General features: G+C 31.1%; 26 protein-coding genes. 19 read left to right on the plus strand and 7 right to left on the minus strand.

Going from position 1 to position 24,489, the window contains the following annotated elements:
- Nucleotides 1-44: 44 nt before the first annotated feature.
- The 13 genes from sucD (at nucleotide 45) to hisIE (ending at nucleotide 12,716) form a co-directional block, all read left to right on the plus strand.
- On the plus strand, nucleotides 45-917 hold the full coding sequence (sucD, locus tag KLA_RS02360) for a succinate--CoA ligase subunit alpha (protein ID WP_034643435.1): 873 nt from the start codon (nucleotides 45-47) through the stop codon (nucleotides 915-917).
- Between the two features lie 107 nt (nucleotides 918-1,024).
- A complete protein-coding gene (locus KLA_RS02365; RefSeq protein ID WP_034643914.1) occupies nucleotides 1,025-1,477 on the plus strand; it encodes a DUF1569 domain-containing protein in 453 nt (150 codons plus the stop codon).
- Between the two features lie 134 nt (nucleotides 1,478-1,611).
- Entirely contained in the window at nucleotides 1,612-2,358 is a 747-nt protein-coding gene (fabG, locus tag KLA_RS02370) for a 3-oxoacyl-[acyl-carrier-protein] reductase (RefSeq protein ID WP_013622522.1), read from the plus strand.
- A gap of 43 nt (nucleotides 2,359-2,401) precedes the next feature.
- The gene (locus KLA_RS02375) at nucleotides 2,402-4,438 is read left to right on the plus strand and encodes a hypothetical protein (protein ID WP_034643438.1); all 2,037 of its coding nucleotides are present in this window, start codon (nucleotides 2,402-2,404) and stop codon (nucleotides 4,436-4,438) included.
- 8 nt (nucleotides 4,439-4,446) lie between these two features.
- Nucleotides 4,447-5,262 carry a prohibitin family protein gene (locus tag KLA_RS02380; RefSeq protein ID WP_013622520.1) on the plus strand — a complete coding sequence of 272 codons (816 nt, stop codon included), beginning with the start codon at nucleotides 4,447-4,449 and terminating at the stop codon, nucleotides 5,260-5,262.
- 253 nt (nucleotides 5,263-5,515) lie between these two features.
- A complete protein-coding gene (gene hisG / locus KLA_RS02385) occupies nucleotides 5,516-6,373 on the plus strand; it encodes an ATP phosphoribosyltransferase (protein WP_034643443.1) in 858 nt (285 codons plus the stop codon).
- Nucleotides 6,373-7,656: a histidinol dehydrogenase gene (hisD, locus tag KLA_RS02390; protein WP_034643446.1), complete on the plus strand. Its 1,284-nt coding sequence runs from the start codon at nucleotides 6,373-6,375 to the stop codon at nucleotides 7,654-7,656. The genes hisG and hisD overlap by 1 nt, the downstream gene beginning before the upstream one ends.
- Complete coding sequence (gene hisC, locus KLA_RS02395; RefSeq protein WP_034643450.1) at nucleotides 7,656-8,705, plus strand: histidinol-phosphate transaminase; 1,050 nt, start codon at nucleotides 7,656-7,658, stop codon at nucleotides 8,703-8,705. Before hisD ends, hisC begins: the two co-directional genes overlap by 1 nt.
- Nucleotides 8,706-8,747: 42 nt before the next feature.
- Entirely contained in the window at nucleotides 8,748-9,881 is a 1,134-nt protein-coding gene (hisB, locus tag KLA_RS02400; RefSeq protein WP_034643451.1) for a bifunctional histidinol-phosphatase/imidazoleglycerol-phosphate dehydratase HisB, read from the plus strand.
- Nucleotides 9,882-9,906: 25 nt separating this feature from the next.
- Nucleotides 9,907-10,488 (plus strand): imidazole glycerol phosphate synthase subunit HisH, encoded by a 582-nt coding sequence (hisH, locus tag KLA_RS02405; RefSeq protein ID WP_034643453.1) that lies wholly within the window; start codon nucleotides 9,907-9,909, stop codon nucleotides 10,486-10,488.
- Between the two features lie 65 nt (nucleotides 10,489-10,553).
- The gene (gene hisA / locus KLA_RS02410) at nucleotides 10,554-11,282 is read left to right on the plus strand and encodes a 1-(5-phosphoribosyl)-5-[(5-phosphoribosylamino)methylideneamino]imidazole-4-carboxamide isomerase (protein ID WP_034643455.1); all 729 of its coding nucleotides are present in this window, start codon (nucleotides 10,554-10,556) and stop codon (nucleotides 11,280-11,282) included.
- 70 nt (nucleotides 11,283-11,352) lie between these two features.
- Entirely contained in the window at nucleotides 11,353-12,108 is a 756-nt protein-coding gene (gene hisF / locus KLA_RS02415) for an imidazole glycerol phosphate synthase subunit HisF (RefSeq protein ID WP_034643458.1), read from the plus strand.
- 11 nt (nucleotides 12,109-12,119) lie between these two features.
- Nucleotides 12,120-12,716 carry a bifunctional phosphoribosyl-AMP cyclohydrolase/phosphoribosyl-ATP diphosphatase HisIE gene (hisIE, locus tag KLA_RS02420; RefSeq protein ID WP_034643460.1) on the plus strand — a complete coding sequence of 199 codons (597 nt, stop codon included), beginning with the start codon at nucleotides 12,120-12,122 and terminating at the stop codon, nucleotides 12,714-12,716.
- On the opposite strand, the gene KLA_RS02425 is transcribed toward hisIE, so the two are convergent.
- Nucleotides 12,713-14,200 carry a sensor histidine kinase gene (locus tag KLA_RS02425; protein ID WP_013622511.1) on the minus strand — a complete coding sequence of 496 codons (1,488 nt, stop codon included), beginning with the start codon at nucleotides 14,198-14,200 and terminating at the stop codon, nucleotides 12,713-12,715. The genes hisIE and KLA_RS02425 overlap by 4 nt on opposite strands.
- A 2-nt stretch (nucleotides 14,201-14,202) precedes the next feature.
- Nucleotides 14,203-14,895 (minus strand): response regulator transcription factor, encoded by a 693-nt coding sequence (locus KLA_RS02430; protein WP_034643463.1) that lies wholly within the window; start codon nucleotides 14,893-14,895, stop codon nucleotides 14,203-14,205.
- A gap of 217 nt (nucleotides 14,896-15,112) precedes the next feature.
- Here KLA_RS02430 and KLA_RS02435 point away from each other — a divergent pair, with 217 nt between their 5' ends.
- Nucleotides 15,113-15,994: an anti-sigma factor gene (locus KLA_RS02435; protein WP_034643466.1), complete on the plus strand. Its 882-nt coding sequence runs from the start codon at nucleotides 15,113-15,115 to the stop codon at nucleotides 15,992-15,994.
- Nucleotides 15,995-16,076: 82 nt separating this feature from the next.
- Here KLA_RS02435 and KLA_RS02440 read toward each other — a convergent pair whose 3' ends face one another.
- Nucleotides 16,077-16,562 carry a hypothetical protein gene (locus KLA_RS02440; protein WP_013622508.1) on the minus strand — a complete coding sequence of 162 codons (486 nt, stop codon included), beginning with the start codon at nucleotides 16,560-16,562 and terminating at the stop codon, nucleotides 16,077-16,079.
- 191 nt (nucleotides 16,563-16,753) lie between these two features.
- Nucleotides 16,754-17,194, minus strand: a complete 441-nt coding sequence (locus tag KLA_RS02445; protein ID WP_034643469.1) for a hypothetical protein — start codon at nucleotides 17,192-17,194, stop codon at nucleotides 16,754-16,756.
- An 85-nt stretch (nucleotides 17,195-17,279) separates the two neighbouring features.
- On the opposite strand from KLA_RS02445, the gene truA reads away from it, so the two are divergent.
- Nucleotides 17,280-18,074 (plus strand): tRNA pseudouridine(38-40) synthase TruA, encoded by a 795-nt coding sequence (gene truA / locus KLA_RS02450; protein ID WP_034643916.1) that lies wholly within the window; start codon nucleotides 17,280-17,282, stop codon nucleotides 18,072-18,074.
- A 29-nt stretch (nucleotides 18,075-18,103) separates the two neighbouring features.
- On the opposite strand, the gene cysM is transcribed toward truA, so the two are convergent.
- Nucleotides 18,104-18,985, minus strand: coding sequence for a cysteine synthase CysM (gene cysM, locus KLA_RS02455; RefSeq protein WP_034643472.1), 882 nt, complete (start codon nucleotides 18,983-18,985; stop codon nucleotides 18,104-18,106).
- Complete coding sequence (locus tag KLA_RS02460; protein ID WP_034643474.1) at nucleotides 18,978-19,769, minus strand: serine O-acetyltransferase; 792 nt, start codon at nucleotides 19,767-19,769, stop codon at nucleotides 18,978-18,980. The genes cysM and KLA_RS02460 overlap by 8 nt, the downstream gene beginning before the upstream one ends.
- Nucleotides 19,770-19,867: 98 nt before the next feature.
- Between KLA_RS02460 and KLA_RS02465 the strand changes: the two genes are divergently transcribed.
- A complete protein-coding gene (locus KLA_RS02465; RefSeq protein ID WP_013622503.1) occupies nucleotides 19,868-20,548 on the plus strand; it encodes a DUF2461 domain-containing protein in 681 nt (226 codons plus the stop codon).
- Here KLA_RS02465 and KLA_RS02470 read toward each other — a convergent pair.
- Nucleotides 20,540-20,947, minus strand: coding sequence for a hypothetical protein (locus tag KLA_RS02470; protein WP_034643478.1), 408 nt, complete (start codon nucleotides 20,945-20,947; stop codon nucleotides 20,540-20,542). The two genes, KLA_RS02465 and KLA_RS02470, sit on opposite strands and share 9 nt — an antisense overlap.
- Before the next feature lie 102 nt (nucleotides 20,948-21,049).
- Here KLA_RS02470 and KLA_RS02475 point away from each other — a divergent pair, with 102 nt between their 5' ends.
- The 3 genes from KLA_RS02475 to KLA_RS02485 all read left to right on the plus strand — a co-directional run bounded on the left by KLA_RS02475 (nucleotide 21,050) and on the right by KLA_RS02485 (nucleotide 24,317).
- The gene (locus tag KLA_RS02475) at nucleotides 21,050-21,946 is read left to right on the plus strand and encodes a DUF72 domain-containing protein (protein WP_034643481.1); all 897 of its coding nucleotides are present in this window, start codon (nucleotides 21,050-21,052) and stop codon (nucleotides 21,944-21,946) included.
- A 31-nt stretch (nucleotides 21,947-21,977) separates the two neighbouring features.
- The gene (locus KLA_RS02480; RefSeq protein WP_013622500.1) at nucleotides 21,978-22,367 is read left to right on the plus strand and encodes an acyl-CoA thioesterase; all 390 of its coding nucleotides are present in this window, start codon (nucleotides 21,978-21,980) and stop codon (nucleotides 22,365-22,367) included.
- A gap of 288 nt (nucleotides 22,368-22,655) precedes the next feature.
- A complete protein-coding gene (locus KLA_RS02485) occupies nucleotides 22,656-24,317 on the plus strand; it encodes a response regulator (protein WP_152536820.1) in 1,662 nt (553 codons plus the stop codon).
- The last annotated feature ends 172 nt before the right edge of the window (nucleotides 24,318-24,489 follow it).

Raw genomic sequence — 24,489 nt, forward strand, 5'->3', positions numbered from 1 at the left:
CAAAGCTATATTTTTGTGAAGCGAAAAAAATAACAAACGATATAATGAGTGTTTTAGTAAATAAAGATTCCAAAATAATTGTACAAGGTTTTACAGGTAGTGAAGGTACTTTTCACGCTGAACAAATGATTGAATACGGTACCAACGTTGTTGGTGGTGTAACACCAGGTAAAGGTGGTCAAGAGCATTTAGGAAGACCAGTTTTTAACACAGTTTTAGAAGCTGTTGAAAAAGTAGGTGCAGATACAACTATTATTTTTGTACCGCCAGCATTTGCTGCAGATGCAATTATGGAAGCTGCTAACGCTGGTATTAAAGTAATTATTACTATTACAGAAGGTATTCCTGTTGCTGATATGGTTAAAGCTTCAGATTATATTAAAGATAAAGATTGTCGTTTAATTGGTCCTAACTGTCCAGGTGTTATTACTCCAGGTGAAGCTAAAGTAGGTATTATGCCTGGTTTTGTATTTAAAAGCGGTACTGTAGGTATTGTTTCTAAATCTGGTACATTAACGTATGAGGCTGCAGACCAAGTTGTACGTCAAGGTTTAGGTATTACTACTGCAATTGGTATAGGTGGAGATCCAATTATTGGAACAACTACAAAAGAAGCTGTAGAGCTTTTAATAAATGATCCTGCTACAGAATGTGTAGTAATGATTGGTGAAATAGGTGGGCAATTAGAAGCTGATGCTGCTAAGTGGTATAAAGAGAATGGAAGCAAAAAACCAATTGTTGGTTTTATTGCTGGTGAAACTGCTCCTGCAGGTAGAACAATGGGGCACGCAGGTGCTATAGTTGGTGGTAGTGATGATACTGCACAGGCTAAAAAAGCAATTATGAAAGAATGTGGTATCCACGTTGTAGATTCTCCTGCTGAAATAGGTAAAAAAGTAAAAGAAGTTATGGGTTAATCCTTTAAGCTTTACTACACATATAAAAGCGTTTACTAATTTAGTAAACGCTTTTTTTGTGCTTTAAATTAATGTACATTAGTTGTATTAACCACAACCAATTTGTTATGAAAAATTTGTTTTTAGAAAACGATTTAAATTACACTAAAGAAAGGATACATAAGCTAACCCCAGAAACCAAAGGTTTATGGGGTAAAATGCAAGTTTCACAAATGTTAGCACACTGTAATATTGCTTATGAAATGACTTATGAAAACAAGCGCCCTAAACCAAATGCATTTAAAAAGTTTTTACTAAAAACATTTGTAAAAAAAGCTGTTGTTGGTCCAAAGCCATACCAAAAAAATGGAAGAACAGCACCTGAATTTATTATTGATAGTAGTAAAAATTTTGAAGAGGAAAAGAGTAGGTTACTATCTTATTTAGACAAAACAATGCATTTAGGAGAGGCACATTTTAACAATAAAGAGTCGCACTCATTTGGAAAATTAACTAGCAAAGAGTGGAATGTTATGTTTTCTAAACATTTAGATCATCATTTAAATCAATTTGGAGTATGAAGGAGTTTACTTTACTATTGATAAATAAACAGTTATAAAGATTTAGAATATCAATATTAAAAAAAAGAACTATACCTTTTAAAGGTCTAAAACATACGCTATATTTGACTTGCAACAACGCAAAATTTTATTAGATGAAATTGTTAGAAGGAAAAAACGTAATTATTACTGGTGCCAGTAGAGGTATTGGTATGGGAATAGCAAAAGTATTTGCAGATAATGGTGCAAATGTGGCCTTTACATATAGCTCTAGTGAAGCTCCTGCTTTAGAATTAGAAAAAGAGTTAACTGCTAAAGGAGTAAAAGCTAAGGCATATAAAAGTAATGCAGCAAGTTTTTCTCAGGCAGAAGAATTGGTAGCAAACGTATTAGAAGATTTTGGTGGTATAGATGTGCTAATTAACAACGCAGGTATTACTAAAGATAATTTATTAATGCGTATGGGCGAAGAAGATTTTGATGCTGTTATTGAAATTAACTTAAAATCTGTTTTTAACATGACAAAAGCAGTACAACGTACTTTTTTAAAGCAGCGTAAAGGTTCTATTGTAAATATGAGTAGTGTTGTTGGTGTTAAAGGTAATGCAGGACAAACTAATTATGCAGCATCTAAAGCCGGAATGATTGGTTTTACAAAGTCTGTTGCATTAGAGTTAGGTTCTAGAAACATTAGATGTAATGCAATTGCACCTGGTTTTATAGAAACTGAAATGACAGATAAGTTAGATGAAAAAGTAGTACAAGGATGGAGAGATGGTATTCCTTTAAAAAGAGGTGGTTCTCCTGATGATGTAGCAAATGCTTGTTTGTTTTTCGCTTCAGATATGTCTGCTTATGTTACTGGCCAAGTGCTAAATGTAGATGGCGGAATGTTAACTTAATAGAAGATTTAAATTTATATTGAAAAACAGAGACAATTAATACATGCAAATTACAACTGTAGTGTGGGTAATTTTAGCGGCAATATTTGCGCTGCTTGTAGTCTTGTTTCAATATTATTATAAAACTAAAAGGAGAGGTAAACTTGTTGTTTTACTCTCCTTTTTACGTTTTTTAGGTGTTTTTGGTGTGTTGTTACTGCTTATTAATCCAAAAATCACCAAAACTACCTATAGGCTAGAAAAAACAAAACTTGTAATATTAACAGATAATTCTGCTTCTATAAAAAACAGTAAATCTGTCAAAAACGTTACAGATTTCCTTAAAAGCCTTACTCTAGATGCTAACGTAAAAGGTAAATTTACAATAGATACGTATTCATTTGGAGACAATTTAAATACCATAAAAGATTCACTAACATTTGCAGAACAAAGTACCAATATAGGAGCGGCATTACAAACAACTGCAGACATTTACAGGAATGTCAATTTAGCAGTAGTTTTATTAACAGATGGTAACCAAACTTTAGGTGCAGATTATGAATTTTTATCATTAAACAATAAAACACCAATTTACCCAGTAGTTGTAGGTGATACTACATCTTATACAGATATAAAAATAGACCAAGTAAATAAAAATAACTTTGCTTTTTTAAATAATAAATATCCTGTAGAAGTTTATGTCTCATATACAGGAATTAAGCCTGTAACCAAACTATTGACTATTACAGAAAATGGTAATACAGTATATAAACAGAATATATCATTTGGTAAAGCAGAAAATAGCAAAACTATAAGTGCTAATATTAATGCTAAAACTATTGGAGTTAAAAAAATTAAGGTTTCTGTAGCTGCACTAACCAATGAAAAGAATACACAAAACAACACAAAAACAGTAGCTTTAGAGGTTATAGATGAAAAAACAACTATTGCAATAGTTACTGCTATTGAACATCCAGATTTGGGAACCTTAAAAAAAGCGATAGAAAGTAATGAACAACGTAGCGTAACAATTTTAAAGCCTAATTCTAATAAAAACTTATGGCAGAACACAGATGTTTTTATTTTTTATCAGCCTAATACAGCTTTTAAAAGCATAGTAGATTATGCTAAAACGGCTGCTAAAAACTCCTTTGTTATAACTGGTTTACAAACAGATTGGGACTTTTTAAATTCGGTTCAGAACACTTATATTTTTGAAGATGGTTTTCCTGCCCAAGAGGTAATGCCAATGGTAAACTCTTCTTTTTCTAAGTTTGATGTATCTGAATTTTCTACAGCTAATTTTCCTCCCTTACAGAGTAATGTTAGTCCGGTTTTTTCGCAAAATGAAAGTTTAACTGTTCTAAAAACAACAATAAGAGGTGTTACTATAGAGTCTCCTCTGTTGGCAGTGTCAGAATTTGATACAACAAAACAAGTTTTTTTGTTTGGAGAAGATATTTGGAAATGGAGGATGCAAACTTATAGAAATGATAAAGATTTTAAATCTTTTGATGATTTTATAGGTAAAATTATTCTGTATTTGGCCTCTAGTAACTCTAAAAATAGTTTTACTCTAGATTATAAGCAAGTGTATTTAGGTAGTAGTGAGGCGGTTATTAATGCATCGGTTTTTGATGATGCTTTTGAGTTTGACTCAAATGCTACAATAGTTTTAAAAATAAACAACAAAGAAAAAACTATTTACAAAGAAATTCCAATGCTTTTAAACGGTTTTAATTATAAAGCAGATTTAAGTAGTTTGCCAGCAGGTGATTATACATTTGCAGCTACGGTAACAAATACAAATACATCAAAATCTGGAACTTTTACCATTTTAGAATATGATGTAGAGCAGCAATTTACTTCTAGTAATTACAAGAAAATGAATCGTATTGCAACAAACACAAATACAAGTCTATTTTATATTGATAATGCAAAAGGTCTAAAACAGGAATTGCTTAGTAAACAAACCCTAAAACCCACACAAAAGAGCAAGGAAAATATTGTATCTTTGGTAGAATTTAAATTTCTACTAGGCTTTATTTTATTGGTATTTGCAATAGAATGGTTTATTAGAAAATACAACGGATTAACTTAAAAACTACTATGGAAAGATTACCAAAAATTGCATTACCTGTATTATTTGTTATCATACTAATTATTGTTATTATCTCTAAATCAGCAGTGACAATAGATTCTGGTCACGCAGGAGTTTTATACGAGACTCTTGGAGATGGTGTTGTTACAGATGAGCCTCCAATGGGAGAGGGGTTTCATGTGGTAGCTCCTTGGAATAAAGTATATATTTATGAAGTACGTCAGCAAGAGGTATTAGAAAAAATGAATGTACTTTCTAGCAACGGTTTAGATATTAAATTAGAAGCTTCAGCTTGGTTTCAACCAAAACGTAATGAATTAGGAAAGTTACACCAAGAAAAAGGCGAAGATTATATACAAAGAGTGTTATTACCAACTATAAGATCTGCAGCCCGTTCTGTTGTTGGGCGTTATACGCCAGAGCAGTTATATTCTAGTAAAAGAGACGCTATACAGCAAGAAATTTTTGATGAAACAAAAAAAATTGTAGATGGTGAATACATTCAATTAAACGAAATTTTAGTGCGTGATGTAACATTGCCGCCAACAATTAAAGATGCGATAGAGCGTAAATTAAAACAAGAACAAGAGTCTTTAGAATATGAATTTAGACTGGTAACGGCAAAAAAAGAGGCCGAAAAAGTAACTATTGAAGCACAAGGTAAAGCAAATGCAAACAAAATATTAAGTGCATCGTTAACAGATAAAATTTTGCAAGACAAAGGTATAGATGCTACTATAAAATTGTCTGAATCTCCAAACGCTAAAGTAATTGTAATTGGTAGTGGAGACTCTGGTTTACCATTAATTTTAGGAAACCAATAAATTTACAATCATTTGTTAAGAAATTATCAATAGTGAACTAAAATTATAAATTCTCTTTTTTATAAAAGAAATAAGTTTTACTTTTACACCATAATGAGAAATAAAAACACACATCATCATCACTTTACACCTTGCTATCAAGCGAGCTAGAAGTGTTTTGCCGTGTTTAAACATATATCTAACCCGTTTGAGAAATCAAGCGGGTTTTTTGTTTTTATCCATTTTGATTTCTTAAACACATACTAAAAAAAGAATGACTAAAATTAGAATTGCAATTCAGAAAAGCGGACGTTTAAATGAAGATTCCATAGCTATTTTAAAAGACTGTGGTATCTCTATAGACAACGGTAAAGATCAGCTAAAAGCATCTTCAAGAAATTTTCCAATGGAAGTTTTTTACCTAAGAAATGGTGATATTCCTCAGTATTTAAGAGACGGAGTAGTAGACATTGCTATAATAGGAGAAAATGTGTTAATAGAAAAAGGAGAAGACATTACATTTTCAGAAAGATTAGGATTTTCTAAGTGTAAAGTATCGTTAGCAGTACCTAAATCTTTTAAATATACATCTGTACAAGATTTTCAGGGTAAACGTATTGCAACATCATACCCAAATACAGTAAAAAATTATTTAGCATCTAAAGGTGTTACAGCAGATTTACACATTATTAATGGTTCTGTAGAAATTGCACCAAATATTGGTTTGGCAGACGGTATTTGTGATATTGTATCTAGTGGTAGTACATTATTTAAAAACAACCTTAAAGAGGTAGAAGTAATGTTAACTAGCGAAGCTGTTTTAGCAGTTTCTCCAAAAATATCTGAAGAGCGAAAAGAGATTTTAAGTCAGTTAGAGTTTAGAATAGAATCTGTTTTAAGAGCTAGACAATCTAAATATGTACTGTTAAATGCACCAAATGAAAAATTAGATACAATTATATCATTATTACCAGGAATGCGTAGCCCTACTGTGTTGCCATTAGCAGAAGAAGGATGGAGTTCTGTACATACAGTTATAAATAAAGATAAATTCTGGGAAGTAATTCAGGAGTTAAAAAAAGAAGGTGCAGAAGGTATTTTGGTTTGTCCAATTGAAAAAATGGTACTATAATGAATAAGATTGATAATCCAGCTGTTGCAGATTGGAAGCAAGTTTTAGAAAGACCAACACAAACTGTTGCAGATATAGAAGGTACTGTAGTTTCTGTTTTTAATGAGGTTAGAACTGATGGTGATAAAGCTGTAAATAAGTACACTACTAAGTTTGATGGTGTTTCTTTGCAATCTACTATTGTCAGTGTTGAAGAATTGGTTGAAGCAGAAAAATTAGTATCAGAAGAACTAAAAAAAGCAATACAATTAGCAAAAAGTAATATTGAAGCTTTTCATAAGGCACAAGAGACGAGTAAGGTAAGTATACAAACAGTAAACGGAGTAGATTGTTGGCAAGAAAAACGACCAATTCAAAAAGTTGGTTTATACATTCCTGGTGGTACTGCACCATTATTTTCTACAATACTAATGTTGGCAACACCAGCAAACATAGCTGGTTGTACAGAAATTGTTTTATGTTCTCCTCCAAACAAAGAAGGCAAAATTAATCCCGCTATTTTGTATGCAGCAAATTTATGTGGTGTAACTAAAATATATAAAGTTGGTGGTATACAAGCTATTGCAGCTATGACGTTTGGTACACAAACAATACCACAAGTTTATAAAATATTTGGTCCAGGCAACCAATTTGTTACCGTAGCTAAACAAATAGCAACCAAATATGGTGTAGCTATAGATATGCCAGCAGGACCAAGTGAATTGTTAGTTTTAGCAGATGATACAGCTAATGCAGCATTTGTAGCATCAGACTTATTAAGTCAGGCAGAACACGGTACAGATAGTCAAGTTATATTGGTGTCGACCTCTAAAAAAATGATTTCTGACGTAGAAACTGAGTTAGAAAAGCAATTAGCAGTTTTACCACGTGTAGAAATAGCAACACAGGCCATAGCAAATAGTAAGCTTATATACATAGAAACGCTAGAAACGGCTATGCAATTGATTAATGAATATGCTCCAGAGCACTTTATAGTTTGTGTAGAAAATGAGGATTATGTATTAAACACAATTGAAAATGCTGGGTCTGTATTTATTGGCAATTATACGCCAGAGAGTGCAGGTGATTATGCATCGGGAACCAACCATACTTTACCAACAAACGGTTATGCAAAACAATACAGTGGTGTTAATTTAGATAGTTTTACCAAGAGTATTACGTTTCAAAAAATATCTGAACAAGGTATAAAAGAAATAGGTGAAGCTATAGAGTTAATGGCAGATGCAGAAGGTTTACAAGCACACAAAAATGCAGTTACATTACGTTTAAAGAGTTTAAAATAATGAAAGATTTTAACTTAGGTAAATTAACTAGAGAGAATGTAAAAGGACTTAGTCCATATTCTTCTGCTAGAGATGAGTATGTTTCTGATGGTACTGAAATGGTTTTTTTAGATGCCAATGAGAATCCGTTTTCTAACGGAGTAAACAGGTATCCAGATCCGCAACAGCGTAGTTTAAAATCTGTTTTAGCAGAACAAAAAGGTGTTAAAACAGAAAATTTGCTTTTAGGCAATGGTAGTGATGAAGTTTTAGACTTAATCTACAGAGCTTTTTGCGAACCTAAAGAAGATAACATTATAACGTTGCCGCCAACTTATGGTATGTACAAGGTGTTGTCTGGTATTAATAATATAGAGAATAAAGAGGTGTTACTTACAGCCAATTTTGAACCTAATGTAGATGAAATTTTAGCTACAGCAAATAACAATAGTAAAATTTTGTTTTTATGCTCGCCAAACAACCCAACTGGCAATAGTTTTACAGCTGCAAAAATGCATCAGTTGTTAGAGGAGTTTAATGGTTTAGTGGTGGTTGATGAAGCTTATATCGATTTTTCACCACAAGAAAGTTGGGTGACTCAGTTGGCTAATTACCCTAATTTAATAGTAACACAAACACTTTCTAAAGCATACGGATTAGCAGGTGTACGATTAGGAATTTGTATTGCATCAGAAGAAATTATATCGGTTTTAAATAAAATTAAACCTCCTTATAATGTAAACGAATTAACGCAACAACGAGCAAAAGAGCGTGTTTTAGATATAGATTCTGTAAAACAAGAAGTATCTAAAATAATGATAGAAAAAGAAGCTTTATCTAAAGTGTTACTTGAAGTTGGTTTTGTTGAAAAAGTATATGCTTCTGACGCTAATTTTATTCTTGCTGAAGTTGACGATGCTACAAAAAGATACAATCAGCTTTTAGAAAAAGGAATAGTAATACGTAATAGAACTACACAGCCTTTATGTGAAAATACATTGCGTTTTACAGTAGGTACACCAAAGGAAAATAAGCAATTAATAAACGTACTAAACCAAATTAATAACTAACTGTAATTCTTTTTATAAAAGAATTACAACGAACTATAAAAGATGAAAAAAGTATTATTTATAGATAGAGACGGTACCATAATAAAGGAAACTGTAGACGAGCAAATAGATGCATTTGAAAAAATGATTTTTTATCCAAAAGCATTTACATATTTAGGAAAAATAGCAAAAGAGTTAGATTATGAGTTGGTAATGATAACCAACCAAGATGGCTTGGGTACAGATGTTTTTCCTGAAGATACATTTTGGCCAGTACACAACTTTATTTTAAAGTCTTTTGAAAATGAAGGTGTAGTTTTTGATAAGGTTTTTTTAGACCGAACTTTTCCTCACGAAAATGCAAATACTCGTAAACCAGGTACAGGCTTGTTAACGGAATATTTTTCTGCTGAATATGATTTAGCGAACTCTTTTGTTATTGGTGATCGTTTAACAGATATAGAATTAGCTAAAAATTTAGGTTCTAAAGGTATTTTTATTAATGATGAAACCAATTTAGGTACAGGGGAAATTACAGTAAAAAGAGATGAGTTAAATGATGTTATTGCTTTAGAAAGTAATGACTGGGAGAAAATATACGAGTTCTTAAAACTAAAAGATAGAGTTTCTGAAGTTACACGTAAAACCAATGAAACTGATATTTACATAAATGTAAATTTAGATGGCACAGGAAAAAGTGACATAAAAACAGGATTGTCTTTCTTTGATCATATGTTAGACCAATTGGCACGTCACGGTCAAATGGACTTAGAAATTAAGGTAAATGGAGATTTAGAAGTAGATGAGCACCACACTATAGAAGATACTGCTATTGCTTTAGGAGAAGTATTTGCTAAGGCTTTAGGTACAAAACTAGGAATAGAACGTTATGGTTTTTGTTTGCCAATGGACGACTGTTTAGCGCAAGTAGCAATTGATTTTGGTGGTCGTAACTGGTTGGTTTGGGAAGCTGATTTTAAACGAGAAATGGTTGGTGATATGCCAACAGAAATGTTTTTACACTTTTTTAAATCGTTTTCAGACGGAGCAAAAGCTAACCTTAATGTAAAAGCAGAAGGTGTAAACGAACATCATAAAATTGAAGCTATTTTTAAAGCGTTTGCAAAGGCTATAAAAATGGCGGTAAAAAGAGATGTAGAAAAAATGGTTTTACCTAGTACAAAGGGAATGCTGTAAATAGTGATAATACTTAAAGTTTAAAATGAAAATAGTAATTATAAATTACGGAGCAGGAAATATACAGAGCATTAAATTTGCTATAAAAAGACTAGGTTTTGAAGCCGTTTTAACAGATAATGTAGACGATATTTTAGCTGCAGATAAAGTTATTTTTCCTGGTGTAGGTGAGGCTAGTAGTGCAATGAGTAAGTTACGTGCTAGTGGTTTAGATACTTTAATTCCGACTTTAAAACAACCTGTTTTGGGTATTTGTTTAGGAATGCAGCTAATGTGTAATGCATCTGAAGAAGGAAAAACAAAAGGTTTGGGGATTTTTAATGTTGATGTTGTGAAGTTTTCAAACAAGGTAAAAGTGCCACAAATTGGATGGAATGAGATATCAAACTTAAAAACAAATCTTTTTAATAAAGTAAAAGAGAAATCTCATATTTATATGGTTCATAGTTTTTATGCTCCAGTTACTAACGAAACCATTGCAACATCCAATTATGATGTAGATTACAGTGCAGCATTACAAAAAAATAATTTTTACGGAACTCAATTTCACCCAGAAAAAAGTAGTGAAGTAGGAGAGCAAATTTTGATGAATTTTCTGGAAATGTAGAAGTTTAATTAAGTCTAAAGTAAACAAGCAATTAAATCTTTACACTTTTTTACAAAAAAACAAAAATGAGAATAATACCAGCAATAGATATTATAGATGGCAAATGTGTACGCTTGTCTAAAGGAGATTACAACACTAAAAAAATATATAACGAAAACCCTTTAGAAGTTGCTAAAGAGTTTGAGGCTCACGGTATAGAGTATTTACATTTAGTAGATTTAGACGGTGCAAAGTCTAAACACATAGTAAACCATAAGATTTTAGAGCAAATAGCTTCTAAAACAAACCTAAAAATAGATTTTGGTGGCGGATTAAAGTCGGACGATGATTTACGTATAGCCTTTGAAAGTGGTGCTAACCAAATAACTGGTGGTAGTATTGCAGTAAAGGATAGAGAGATATTTTCTTCTTGGCTTGAAAAATTTGGTGCAGATAAAATTATTTTAGGAGCCGATGCTAAAGATGAAAAAGTAGCTGTTTCTGGTTGGTTAGAAGAATCTAAAGAAGAATTAGTGCCATTTATACAAGAGTATCAAAAACAAGGTATAAGCTATGTTATATGTACAGACATTAGTAAAGATGGTATGTTAGAAGGGCCTTCTTTTGATTTGTATTCTAAAATTTTACAATCATCAGAAAAAGGTTTAAAACTAATAGCTAGTGGAGGAATTTCTACTTATGATGAACTCCCAAAACTAGCCGAAATTGGTTGTGAAGGTACCATAATTGGAAAAGCTATTTATGAGAACAGAATTTCTATGAAGCAGTTAGAAGAATTTATATTAAATAAATAAGAATTTAGAATAGAGAGTACAGAAAAATAGAAGTCTATTTTTTATCTCTTTTCTATGATCCATAAATATTATGTTAACAAAAAGAATAATTCCGTGTTTAGATATTAAAAACGGTCGCACTGTAAAAGGAATAAATTTTGTGGATTTGCGTGATGCTGGTGACCCAGTAGAATTAGCGGAAATATATGCAAAAACAGGAGCAGACGAACTTGTTTTTTTAGATATATCTGCCACAGAAGAGCGTAGAAAAACATTAGCAGACCTAGTTTTACGCGTTGCAGAAAAAGTAAATATACCATTTACTGTTGGTGGTGGTATTTCATCAATTGAAGACGTAGATATATTGTTGCAAAATGGTGCAGATAAAGTATCTATAAATTCATCTGCAGTTAAAAATCCACAATTAATAAACGACTTAGCAGCCAAATTTGGATCGCAGTGTGTGGTTGTTGCCATAGATGCTAAAAATATAGATGGCAACTGGGTTGTTCATTTGGTTGGTGGTAAAGTACCTACGGAATTAAACTTGTTTGATTGGGCTAAAGAAGTTGAAAAAAGAGGAGCAGGAGAAATTTTGTTTACGTCTATGGACAATGACGGTACTAAAGATGGTTTTGCTAATGAAGCATTAGCTAAATTATCAACCGAGCTAAATATTCCAATTATAGCTTCAGGTGGTGCAGGTTCTATTCAGCATTTTACAGATACTTTTAAAGATGGTAAAGCAGATGCAGCATTGGCAGCAAGTGTTTTTCATTTTAAAGAAATAGAAATAAAAGAATTAAAAGAAGAATTAAAAACTAACTGCATACCTGTTAGATTATAATACTATATAAAATGACAATAGATTTTACAAAAAGTACAGATGGTTTAGTACCTGCAATAGTACAAGACGCTGCTACTAAAACAGTTTTAATGCTTGGTTATATGAACCAAGAAGCGGTAGATAAAACTAACCAAACAAAAAAAGTAACGTTTTATAGTAGAAGTAAAAACCGTTTATGGACTAAAGGAGAAGAAAGTGGAAACTTTTTAAATTTAGTTGATATGAAAGTAGATTGTGATAATGACTCTTTATTAGTTACTGTAAACCCTGTAGGGCCAACCTGCCACACTGGTACAGATACGTGTTGGAAAGAAGAAAACACAAGCAGTTATGGCTTTTTAACAGCGCTAGAAGATATTATTACAGACCGTAAAGAAAACCCAGAAAATAAAGACAGCTATGTAGCATCTCTTTATAGAAAAGGAATTAACAAAGTTGCCCAAAAAGTTGGGGAAGAAGCCGTAGAAGTAGTTATTGAAGCAAAAGATAGTGATGACCACTTATTTAAAGAAGAAAGTGCAGATCTACTATTTCATTACTTAATTTTACTACAAGCAAAAGGCTTTAAATTAAATGATATTGTTACCGTACTAAAAAATAGACATTAGTGCACAGGTAATGTAAAACTAAAGGTGCTGCCTTCTTTAGGTTTGCTAAGTACAGTTATAGTGGTGTCATGCATTTCCATTATTTTCTTAACTATGGCTAAACCTAAGCCAGCACCTCTTTTCTTTTCAGACTTGTCTAGCTGCTTGTATCTGTCAAAAATATATGGCTGCTCATTAATTGGTATTCCGGCACCAGTATCTGTAATATTAATTTCTACTTTTTTAGCTTGTTTTTTAATAGCTAGTGTTACTTTTCCGTTTGGTTCTGTGTACTTAATAGCATTTTCTAATAAATTTTGCAATGCGCGTTCTACCATACTAACATCTGCATACACAAAGTTATTTTCATTAGAAGCATCCATTTGAAGTGTAATTTGTTTTTTTTCTGCGATTACTTTAAATTTCTCAATTAAATCATAAGATAGTTCTGTTATAGAAAAAGGTTCTTTTACAGGAGTAACCTGTTCTGACTCTAGTTTAGAATACTCAAACAATTGATTTATTAAGTTTGATAAACGATCTATATTATTATGAGTAATTTGTAAGTACTCATCTTTTTGAACCTCTGTAAGTGTATCTTTTTTTATTTGTAATGTTTCTACATATCCTTTTAAAATAGCAAGTGGCGTTCTTAAATCATGAGATACATTAGCAATTAACTCTCTACGCAATGTATCTACAGATTGTATTTTATCAATATTACTAACAATAGTATCTGCCATATCATTAAAAGAATTGGCAAAGACTTCAATATCAGATTTTTCTGGATTTTTGATACGGGCAGTACGGTCTCCTTCCTGAAATTTATTTACAGTACTAATCATTACACGTAAGTTTTTAGTTAAAAACCAAATACTTAATAGTCCTAATAATGCGGCAAAAAGCATAGTTAGTAGAGTAGCGCCAATACCTAACTTCATAAAGTACTGAGATAATAAGCTATTACTTATGGCTTGAAACTCTTGACCAGCAAGAATAATATAAATGTATCCCTCTTTATCTCCGCTCTTGTAAGGAGCAGCAGAAAATATTTTTTTCTCTTCAGTATTTCTTGGGTCGTCACCTAAAATATACTTTTGTCCGTCTGTTTTAATAAACTCTTTTATTGGGGCAAGGGAAACGTGTTTTATAGGTTCGTTGGCATCATGTTTTAAAACAACAGAATAAAGTACAGAACCTGCACTGTCTAGTAAATACACTTCTATGCTGCGGTTAACCGCCATCATATCATGCATTAAGTCTCCAAACAATGGCTTATTTACGCTACCATCTTCTAAAAAAGGAGATGCATTTTGAAACTTTTCTTCAATTAAGTGGTTTGCTACTTTAGCATTTACTTTTTGTATAGTAGCTTCATTATATTTATTAGCAAAGTAACCTGTTATTAGTACGTAACAAGCTCCCATCAATAAAATAATAAAAATAAAAGCTAGCCATAATTTTTTAATAAGCTTGGTGCCTAAAACTTTTTTTGATGCTCCCATAATTATATTTCTTCATTAAATTTATAGCCAACTCCCCAAGTGGTAAGTATGTACATTGGTTGTGCCATATTAGATTCTATTTTTGCACGTAACCTATTAATATGAGAGTTTACAGTATGCTCATAGCCTTCAAAATTATACCCCCAAATAATATTTAAGAGCTCTGTTCTAGAGTAATTTCTACCTGGGTTAGATGCCATTAAAACCAACAATTCAAACTCTTTAGGAGATAAATCTATTTTTTGTTTGTTGTGTAGTACTTTACGCTTATCAATATCTATAAAAAGTCCTTCAAAATTTAAGGTAGTAGAATTGTTTTCTTCAACCTTGGGAGCATCAGACCTACGTAAAACAGCTTTTATACGTGCAAGCAATTCTCTAATGCTAAAAGGTTTTGTTAAATAATCGTCTGCACCAATTTCTAAACCTAACACGCGGTCAATTTCTTCAGACTTGGCAGTAAGCATTATAACAGGAGTATTTTTTTTGATTCTTAGTTTTTTACAAACCTCAATACCATCCATAATAGGTAAAGTTAGATCAAGCAAAATAAGATCATAATCGTTTTCTAAAGCTAAATTTAGACCAGTTTCACCATCCATAGCTTTAGTTGTGGTATACACCATATCTTTTAAATGTATTTCCAGTAATTGAATAATTTCTGGATCGTCTTCAATAATAAGTATCTGTTTCATAATATGGTTGCAAAGAAGTTAATATATATCACAAAGCTATCACAAAGCCAAAAAGATTAAGTTGCCAATGAAATTAAGGTTTTTACAGCTTTTATCTTAATAAAATGTAGAAGTTATCACAAATACCTTACAAAATTGGATGTAAAGTTTACTTTTCTGTGATTTCATCGTTAAAAACAACCCGTTAATTTGTGTCATAATCTTAAAAACTCTAAAAATGAAAAAATTACTTTTATTATTTATGGCAACTGCTTTAGTAGTTAGTTGTGATAAGGATGATGACACAAATGAACCACAAACAAAAAACTTAACTATGGGTATTGAAGGTTTAGAAGACCTTGGTGCCGATTATGTTTATGAAGGTTGGATAATAGTAAATGGAGCTCCGGTATCTACAGGTGTATTTACTGTAGATGGTAACGGAAACCCTTCTAAAACATCTTTTAGTGTAGATGCTGAAACACTAGACCAAGCAACAGCTTATGTTTTATCTATAGAACCTGCTGTAGATAATGATCCTGCACCTGCTACTACAAAGTTACTTTCTGGGGCATTTGCAGCAGAAACAGCAACTGTTAGCATTACAGATTTAGTAGGCGATTTTACAGGTGCAAGCGGAGAATTCTTTTTAAGAACACCTACTGATGAAGATGATGGAATGAATAATGGTAATGACCAATATGGAATTTGGTTTGGTATACCAGGCGCACCACCAGCAACTGGCTTAGAATTACCAATTTTACCAGATGGTTGGGTTTATGAAGGTTGGGTAGTAGGTGAAGATGGACCAATTACAACTGGTACATTTATGGATCCTACAGTACAAGCAGAAGATTCTGGTAATCCTTTTAGTGGAGCTAATCCTGGACCTCCAATTCCTGGTGAAGATTTCTTTAACAATGCACCTACAGGCTTTACTTTTCCTTTAGATGTTAGAGGTAAAACGGTTGTTATTTCTGTAGAACCATCTCCAGATAATAGTCCGGCTCCATTTTTACTAAAACCATTAGTAGGCACGTCAGGACAAGAAACTGCACCAACAACACATGCTTTAAGTTTAAACAGTGACTCTTTTCCAACAGGTTGGGTTAAGAGATAATTTGTTTTAGTCAATAAAAATAGCCTCTAGAAAATCTAGAGGCTATTTTATATATGTTTGTATTGGTTTTGTCTTAGTTTTTTTAAGGCCAAGTATCTAAATCTTCCTCTTCATAACAATCTGTACTATAGTTACCAATTTTATTTTTACGAATAGAAAATATTTGTAATGTAATTAAACATAAGCCTAAATAAGCAAGTACAATAACTATTCCTACAGGTAAAAAGTGATCTGGTAAAATAAGATCGTTATATGAACTGTATCCAAAAACAATGCTAGCTATATCTACCATTTTGTATACATAATAAGCAAATATGGCATAAAACCCATATTCTAAGTTTCTCATTTCTTTGTCTGGGTACTCGTTTTCTGTGAGTTTAAACCAAAAAGCATACAAATAAATAATATGTACTGTAGCTAAAAGAATAAAGAAATAACTACTTGCTTTGTTAAAATGAAACTTGTCTGTTAATAACCCGTAAAAATTAGAAAAAGATACAATTAGTAATAAAAGTACAGATAACAAGACAGAAAACTTCCAAGAAATTTTTATAGACGGTATTTTCATATAATAATAAATAGAGTATAAAAAGCTGGGGGGCTCTATGTTTGATTTAACACAAAATTATACCATATGTTAAATTAAGTTTAATAAAATCGGTTAAAAACAAAAATATAAGGGTAACTGTATTAGCATAGATAAACGGTATTCTTGTATAGATTATGTGCAACTGTACAAATACAAAAACCATTTAAAAACTAAGCGAGCCAACCTTTTTTTGTTGCGTAATTTGAAAATAAAAACAATAAAACTGCAATTACTACAATCACTATAGGAAAATAAATAGAGGAGGTGCCAAGTACATTAAGAGCATCACTAATAACAAAAGTGTAAACATTTTGAGCAATTACACCAGCTAAAGAAATTAAAAATACTGTTTTAGCCAGTTTTTTACGCAATAACAAAAGCATACTTGCTAATACACCGCCAAAAACGGCTATTGCGTATGCCCCTGTTACCCATGAAGGTCTTTTGTTGTATAACTCTTGTACTTCTTTGGTAAAGGAAGAAAAAATTTCATCAGACATAAAAGCTTCTGCTAAATATGCTACTACTCCCATACAGTTCCAAATTAAAGCCACTACAGCTATAATATAAAACCAAGTAGGGATTTTACTTGTGGTTGATGCGTTAGTCATTTTGGTTGGTTGTTTTGTTAATTAATTGTAAAATACAAAAAAAAAGTTATTTTCTAATGTTTAGTTTATGCATACTTTTGCTGATGTGAAAAAAAAGAAACAGTACTATTTAATAAGACTACAATTTTTAGGCTACAGATTTAGTGGATGGCAAAAGCAACCAGGCTATAAAACTATTGAAGGTATGCTTGCTAAAACACTAAAATTTATACTACCAGAACGTCAATATAAAATTTTAGGAGCAGGCCGTACAGATGCAAAAGTGTCTGCTTTAGATGCTGCTTTTGAGCTTTTTTTAGATGGTGAACCGTTACAAGATTTAGATTTTTTTTTAAAGGACTTTAATAAAAATCTACCGTCAGATATTAGAATTGTTAGTGTAAAGCACGTAAAAGAAAAGTTTAATATAATACAGCACAGCAAAGAAAAGGAATATGTGTATTTGTTTTCATTTGGAGAAAAAAATCATCCGTATACCGCGCCTTTTATGGCAAATATACAAGACGACTTAGATTTAGATTTAATGAAAAAAGCAACAAGCTTATTTGTTGGTACACATAATTTTAAAAGTTTTACTGCAAAGCCTAAAGAAAACGGAAAATTTATACGTAAAGTAAATTCAGCAGAAATAAAAGAGAACACCATTTTAAAAGCAAATTTTTTTCCTAAAAAATCTTATGCTTTTCATATAAAAGGAGAAGGTTTTATGCGGTACCAAGTACGTATGCTTATGGGAGCTTTAATTCAGCTCGGAAAAGGAGAAGTTACTCTTTCTGATATTGAAGAGGCTTTAAAGCCCAATAGTACAACTAAGTTTGTTTTTGTTGCTCCAGGATCTGGATTAATGTTGCATAGTTTAGATTTTAAAGATGATGTTTAAATTAAGGTAAACATCATCTTTAAAGTATTTTATCCAAATAAGCCAGATGACAAATACCTGTCACCTCTATCACATACTATAGACACAATAGTGCCACTATCTAATGTACTAGCCAGTTTTGCAGCAGCAAAAGCAGCGCCACCACTACTAACACCAGCAAAAATACCTTCTTTTTTAGCTAATAAAAGTGTAGTTTGTTCTGCTTCTTCTTGGCTAACATCTATAATTTGATCTACTTTAGAAGCATCAAATATTTTTGGTAAATATTCTTGTGGCCATTTGCGTATTCCTGGAATTTTTGCACCTTCTTTTGGTTGTACGCCAACAATTTGTATGTTACTGTTTTGCTCTTTTAAATAGGTAGATGTTCCCATTATAGTGCCCGTTGTACCCATAGATGATACAAAGTGTGTTATTTCTTTATTAGTATCTCTCCAAATTTCTGGTCCGGTAGATTTGTAATGAGCTTTCCAATTGTCGTTATTTCCAAACTGATTAAGCATTACAGCGCCTTTTTTCACTTGCTCATCTGCATAATCTCTAGCACCTAAAATTCCGGTTTTTGCAGGTGTTAAAGTTACTTTAGCACCATAAGCACGCATTGTTTGTATACGCTCTTTGGTAGATCCTTCAGATAAAACAATTTCTATATCTAATTTAAAAATACCAGCAATCATAGCTAACGCAATACCTGTATTACCACTTGTAGCTTCAACAAGTTTAGTGTTTTCATCAATATCACCTCTATCTAAAGCGCTCTTAATCATATTATAAGCAGCTCTGTCTTTAACACTTCCTCCAGGGTTATTTCCTTCTAACTTAAAAAAAAGTCTAACGTTAGGGTTTGTATTTAAAACTTTAGACTCAACTAAGGGTGTATTACCTATTAAATCTAGAATAGTATTAGACATTTTGTGTAGTTTTAATTTTAATTTCTGTTTTATGAAAAACTTTAGAGTTTGCAGGTATAGAGCTAGTAACCCATGCATTACCACCAATTATAGTATTTTCTCCTATAATAGTGTCACCACCTAAAATAGTGGCATTTGCATAAATTGTAACATTATTTTTAATGGTAGGGTGCCTTTTGGTTTGCTTTAAGTTTTTAGCAACAAATAAAGCGCCTAGAGTAACACCTTGGTATATTTTTACGTGGTTTTCTATAACTGCTGTTTCTCCTATAACAACACCAGTAGCATGGTCTATAAAAAATGAATTTCCAATTTTAGCTCCTGGGTTAATATCTACACCAGTAAGCCTATGTGCATACTCGGTCATTAAACGCGGTACTAAAGGAAAACCAATAGCGTGTAACTCATGAGCTAACCTGTAAATAGCTATAGCGTAAAATCCAGGATATGCCATATACACTTCTTCTATAGATAGTGAAGCAGGATCACAGTTTACAATAGCCTCTGCATCTAAATTAAGCTTTTCTAATATGCGAGGTAAGGTAACCACGTATTTATCCCAAATCTTTTTACAAGGCTTTTCTAATTTCCAGCAGGAAAGATTCACAAGTTCATCAAACTGCAGCTCTAACTCTTCTAAATTTTTAGCAACAGGTGTTTGTGTATCAAACAAAGTATAAAAAAGCTTTTGGGTAAAAACTTCTGTTTTTTCTTTTAAACTAAAGTTTAAATTGGGTTGCTTTTTATGCAACTCTATCTCTTTAATTACAGATTTTAGTGTCATATGTAATGTATTCAACTATCAAAATTAACCATTATTTAGATAAATAAACTTTTAAAAACAGTTAACTTTAGCATAAATAATAGATTAGTAAGATTTTTATGAAAAATGATGTAATCTCTAAAAATACCTTTAGTTTTTTAAATAAGCTTAAAGAAAACAATACAAGGGAGTGGTTTTTAGAGCATAAAGAAGAATTTAAGATTGAAGAAAATGCCTTTAAAGGGTTTATTACTTTATTAGAAGAAAAACTTAATGAACATGATGATATTGAAAAATCTAAAGTTTTTAGAATTTATAGAGATGTACGTTTTTCTAAAAACAAAACCCCATATAAAGTACATTTAGCGGGTTCTTTTACTAGGGCAGGAGCACGTTTAAGAGGTGGTTATTATGTACATATAGAACCAGGTAATAGTTTTATTGCTACTGGTTTTTGGGCTCCTAATAAAGAAGATTTATTTAGAATAAGAAAAGAGTTAGAGCTTGATGCGTCTGAATTTAGAGAAGCAATAGGTTCTAAAAAATTTAAAGCTGTATGGGGAGAATTAGCTGGTGATGAATTAAAAAGAGCTCCCAAAGGTTTTGATGTTGAGCACAATGATATTGACTTAATACGTAAAAAACAATACATCTTTACCAAAGAATTTACAGATAAAGAAGTATTGTCTTCTAATTTTTTAGATACAGTAAATCAATCGTTTGCTACAATAAGGCCATTTTTTGATTTAATGAGCGATGTATTAACAACTAATTTAAATGGAGAGTCTATTTTAGACTAAAACGGGCTCATCAAAGTACTGTAATTGGTCTTTGAGCCTTGTAATAGCCATAGACATCATTCTTTTATTAAGTGCAGATGAATTTAGTGTATAGGTTTCATATTCCTCTACAGTAAACTGACCTATAATTATGCCTTTAAGAGCATTTCTAAATTTAATGTCTCTTTGTATTGCATTTTCAATATACTCTAGTCTTTTTTCTAAAGAAAGGTTGTAAAATTTGTTTTTGTGTTTTTTAATGTAGTTTTTAAAAACAACCAGAATTAAATCGTTTTGCAATTTAAGAATAGGTCTAATTGTTTTGTTCTGAAAAAGTTCGTCATTACTAATTCCTGCTACTATTTTAGTAGCTTTAATCTCTGGCCTAATACGCAAGAGATCTGTAGATCTTTGGTTCATAACTAGCGTTTTACTAAAGATACAACAACATCTAATTAAATAATTATTACTTAAATATAGTTTTTAACTGGGTTATGAACATTTAACAAAAAGGTATTAAAAATGAAATTTGGAAAAGTAACCAATCCTGAAATAATAGATTTTAAACTACCTAAAGATCATATAGATACTGCTGCAGTATTAAAAAAGTTTTCTGATAGCGGTAATTTTAATGTTTCAGTTGGTTGTGCAAAATGGAATAAACAAGATTTAAAAAACTTTTATCCTAGGGGAACAAAAGACGAATTAAAATATTATGCATCACAATTTAATTCTATAGAATTGAATGCTACTTTTTACAGGGTTTTTCCAAAAGAACAGTACCAAAAATGGTACAATAAAACACCTAGCAACTTTAAGTTTTATCCTAAAATAACCAAAGAAATTAGTCATATTAATAGGTTAAACGCTAATGTTTACCCTATTTTAGATAGGTATTTGGAAGCTACATCAACCTTAAAAGAAAAACTAGGAACAATATTTTTACAATTACACACAAATTTTGATATTACTGAATGGGATAAAGTAGTACAGTTTGTAAAATATTGGCCCAAAGAATTTAAATTAGCTATAGAATTTAGGAACCCAAATTGGTTTGCAAATACAACTGTAGCACAAGAATTGTATTATTTGTTACAAGAAAATAATATAGCTAATGTAATTGTAGATACTGCAGGAAGAAGAGATTTGTTGCATATGAGACTAACAAACAACGAAGCTTTTATACGTTTTGTTGGTGCTAACCATAAGAGTGATTATGATAGGTTAGAGGAGTGGGCATCTAAATTAGAAAGCTGGAAAGAAAAGGGGCTTAAAAATTGTCATTTTTTTGTGCATCAAAATATGGAATTAGAATCCCCTCTGTTATCAGCTAGTTTTATTAACAGTTTAAACAAAAAAGTTGACTCTAATTTAAAAATTCCTAAAACTTTGTTAGATAATAGTCTAACCTTATTTTAATACCTAATTTTGTAATCTAAATCGTAATATTATGAGATTTCACAGTAGAAAATGGGTTAAACCAGGAGATTTAAATGCTAACAAAACACTTTTTGGAGGTAAAGTATTAGCGTGGGTAGATGAAGAAGCTGCTTTGTATACAATTATACAATTAGAAAACAAAAAAGTGGTTACCAAATACATGTCTGAAATTAATTTTATGAGCTCTGCTAAAGAGGGAGACATTGTAGAAATAGGAATAGAAGTTATAAAGTTTGGTGTTTCATCATTAACATTAAATTGCGAGGTACGTAATAAAATGACTAGAGAAACAATATTGACAGTAGACAATATTATTATGGTAAATTTAGATGAAAACGGAAAACCAAAACCTCACGGGAAAACAAAAATTGAATATGTTAGAGATAGACTAGCAAAATAAGACTACACATTTAAAATTTATAAAAGCCTTAGTTTATAACTAAGGCTTTTTTTTATATCAACCTAAATAAACACCTAACTTTTTAGTTTAAAAATTAAGCTTAAATAGGGTAAAAGGTCAATAAAAACGGCTAATAGCAACTTTTAAAAACTAATAACTTACAAATAAGGGAGTTTCACAACAAAAAAAGATACCTATATAACATTTAATTGGTAGTACACTGTTAAATATTGAGATTTACATTGTAATAAAATTAATTTAAGATTTAACAACGTAAATTTCCCTAAATTGAAATTGAAAGACTTACATACTTCATTATCAAGTTTACAAGAAAAATTAGACAGTTTTTCTTTTAACGAGTTGTCTGTTAAACAAGCAGACGCGCTTAGGGGTGTTTTAAACAATTTTAAAAAACTACTTGTTAATAGGAGTAATGCACAAGCAACTTCCTCATCTTCACAAAATACATTACAAGGCAAATTAATTACTGAGGCTAATAGCGAAATTAAGAAACCGTTACATGGTATATTAAACAATACAGAAAAACTATTAAAAAGCAACTTAACTATGGAACAAGAAAAAATAGTGAAGGAGATACAGGCTACATCTAATACTATATTAAGTGTTTCTGAGGATTTAATTGGTTTTACAACTAACACTACAGATAGTAATTTAAGCATTCCTATTAAGTTTAAAAATGTAGTTAATGATGTATTGTTTTTATGTAATACATTAATTACCAATAATGAGCTTATCTTAAATAAAGAAATAGATAAATCTATACCAGAAAAGTTAATAGGCGATCCGTCTAAATTATCTCAAATATTACTAAATATTGTAGGCAACAGCATACAAACTACTGCTAAAGGTCAAATTTTAGTTACTGCAGCAGTTAAAGAAAATTATACAGATAATGTAATTGTAGAGTTTAATGTAAACGATACAAATGGAAGTATTTCTGACGATAAAGTTTCACAAATTTTTGATATTTATAGTCAAGATAAATCTAAACTTGGTTTAGGCTTAAATGTTGCCAAAGAGTTAGTAGAATCTCTTAACGGATCCATTTATGTATCTAACAGAGAGTCTGTTGGTACAACTTTTACTTTTACAATACCATTTAAAAAACCTCTAAAACCAGTTACAGCATTTAATATTGCTAATATTAGTGGTATTAATGTTTTGGTGTTTGAAGATAACAAACTAAACCAAAAGTTACTAGAATTTAAGTTAGACAAATGGCAGTGTACATCTTTTGTTACCGACAATTATAAAGACGGATTAGAAGTTTTAGAAAACAACATCATAGACATAATTTTAATGGATATGAGAATGCCAGAAAAAAATGGCGATGAAATAGCAGAAATAATTAGAACACACCACAATGTAAGAATTAGCAATACCCCAATAATTGCTGTTACTGCAGATGAAGAAATACAAAAAAGTACAGAATTCAACACCTCAAATTTTACTAATTTTTTATTAAAACCCTACACCTCTGAAGAGTTACTAAATACTTTATTGGAGCAATTACAAAAAAATGCAAGCATGGAAACATTAACAAGTAATCATATTAATGATCACGGAGAAACACGTAAATTAAACCTAACACCAGTTTTAAATGAGTGTATGGGAGATTTAAGTATGCTTCAGGAGTTAGTTAAGCTGTTTAAAAATAATGCCTTAGAATTTATAGGTAAAGCAATAGTACATATAAAAAATGAAGATTATGAGGCTTTAAAATTTGCTACACACAAAATAAAAGCAGGTTTAAAAATGATGAAAACCGATGCTTTATTTGAAAGTGTTTTGCAAATGGAAAATGCAATTAAAGACGATGTAGATGTAAAACATTTAAACTTTCTTTACAATTGTTTTATAAACGAATTTCCTTTGGTAGAACAACAGTTAGATGAAGAGCTATTAAGATTAGCTGAAGAAGAATTGTAATTCTTTTAATTTTTAATTGGTGATAATATTAAAGGCATGTTTTCACAACAAAAAATAATAAGTTCACCACATTTTATTGTAACAACAAAAGTGTTTCAGTAGTTTTAAACCAGATTAGAAACCCAAATAACCTACTTATTATGTTATACGATACTTACGGAGAAGAATACCT

It is taken from the genome of Cellulophaga geojensis KL-A (genome assembly GCF_000568425.1).
GTDB lineage: Bacteria > Bacteroidota > Bacteroidia > Flavobacteriales > Flavobacteriaceae > Cellulophaga > Cellulophaga lytica.

Bases quoted from the DNA above. Each gene is read 5' to 3' on its own strand.
- sucD (WP_034643435.1), top strand. From the start codon at position 45: ATGAGTGTTTTAGTAAATAAAGATTCCAAAATAATTGTACAAGGTTTT.
- hisIE (WP_034643460.1), top strand. From the start codon at position 12,120: ATGACAATAGATTTTACAAAAAGTACAGATGGTTTAGTACCTGCAATA.
- KLA_RS02425 (WP_013622511.1), bottom strand. From the start codon at position 14,200: ATGGGAGCATCAAAAAAAGTTTTAGGCACCAAGCTTATTAAAAAATTA.
- KLA_RS02435 (WP_034643466.1), top strand. From the start codon at position 15,113: ATGAAAAAATTACTTTTATTATTTATGGCAACTGCTTTAGTAGTTAGT.
- KLA_RS02465 (WP_013622503.1), top strand. From the start codon at position 19,868: ATGAAAAATGATGTAATCTCTAAAAATACCTTTAGTTTTTTAAATAAG.
- hisG (WP_034643443.1), top strand. From the start codon at position 5,516: ATGACTAAAATTAGAATTGCAATTCAGAAAAGCGGACGTTTAAATGAA.
- hisB (WP_034643451.1), top strand. From the start codon at position 8,748: ATGAAAAAAGTATTATTTATAGATAGAGACGGTACCATAATAAAGGAA.
- fabG (WP_013622522.1), top strand. From the start codon at position 1,612: ATGAAATTGTTAGAAGGAAAAAACGTAATTATTACTGGTGCCAGTAGA.
- hisF (WP_034643458.1), top strand. From the start codon at position 11,353: ATGTTAACAAAAAGAATAATTCCGTGTTTAGATATTAAAAACGGTCGC.
- KLA_RS02380 (WP_013622520.1), top strand. From the start codon at position 4,447: ATGGAAAGATTACCAAAAATTGCATTACCTGTATTATTTGTTATCATA.
- hisC (WP_034643450.1), top strand. From the start codon at position 7,656: ATGAAAGATTTTAACTTAGGTAAATTAACTAGAGAGAATGTAAAAGGA.
- KLA_RS02480 (WP_013622500.1), top strand. From the start codon at position 21,978: ATGAGATTTCACAGTAGAAAATGGGTTAAACCAGGAGATTTAAATGCT.
- cysM (WP_034643472.1), bottom strand. From the start codon at position 18,985: ATGTCTAATACTATTCTAGATTTAATAGGTAATACACCCTTAGTTGAG.
- KLA_RS02430 (WP_034643463.1), bottom strand. From the start codon at position 14,895: ATGAAACAGATACTTATTATTGAAGACGATCCAGAAATTATTCAATTA.
- hisA (WP_034643455.1), top strand. From the start codon at position 10,554: ATGAGAATAATACCAGCAATAGATATTATAGATGGCAAATGTGTACGC.
- hisD (WP_034643446.1), top strand. From the start codon at position 6,373: ATGAATAAGATTGATAATCCAGCTGTTGCAGATTGGAAGCAAGTTTTA.
- KLA_RS02445 (WP_034643469.1), bottom strand. From the start codon at position 17,194: ATGACTAACGCATCAACCACAAGTAAAATCCCTACTTGGTTTTATATT.
- KLA_RS02470 (WP_034643478.1), bottom strand. From the start codon at position 20,947: ATGAACCAAAGATCTACAGATCTCTTGCGTATTAGGCCAGAGATTAAA.
- hisH (WP_034643453.1), top strand. From the start codon at position 9,907: ATGAAAATAGTAATTATAAATTACGGAGCAGGAAATATACAGAGCATT.
- KLA_RS02365 (WP_034643914.1), top strand. From the start codon at position 1,025: ATGAAAAATTTGTTTTTAGAAAACGATTTAAATTACACTAAAGAAAGG.
- KLA_RS02440 (WP_013622508.1), bottom strand. From the start codon at position 16,562: ATGAAAATACCGTCTATAAAAATTTCTTGGAAGTTTTCTGTCTTGTTA.
- KLA_RS02460 (WP_034643474.1), bottom strand. From the start codon at position 19,769: ATGACACTAAAATCTGTAATTAAAGAGATAGAGTTGCATAAAAAGCAA.
- KLA_RS02475 (WP_034643481.1), top strand. From the start codon at position 21,050: ATGAAATTTGGAAAAGTAACCAATCCTGAAATAATAGATTTTAAACTA.
- KLA_RS02375 (WP_034643438.1), top strand. From the start codon at position 2,402: ATGCAAATTACAACTGTAGTGTGGGTAATTTTAGCGGCAATATTTGCG.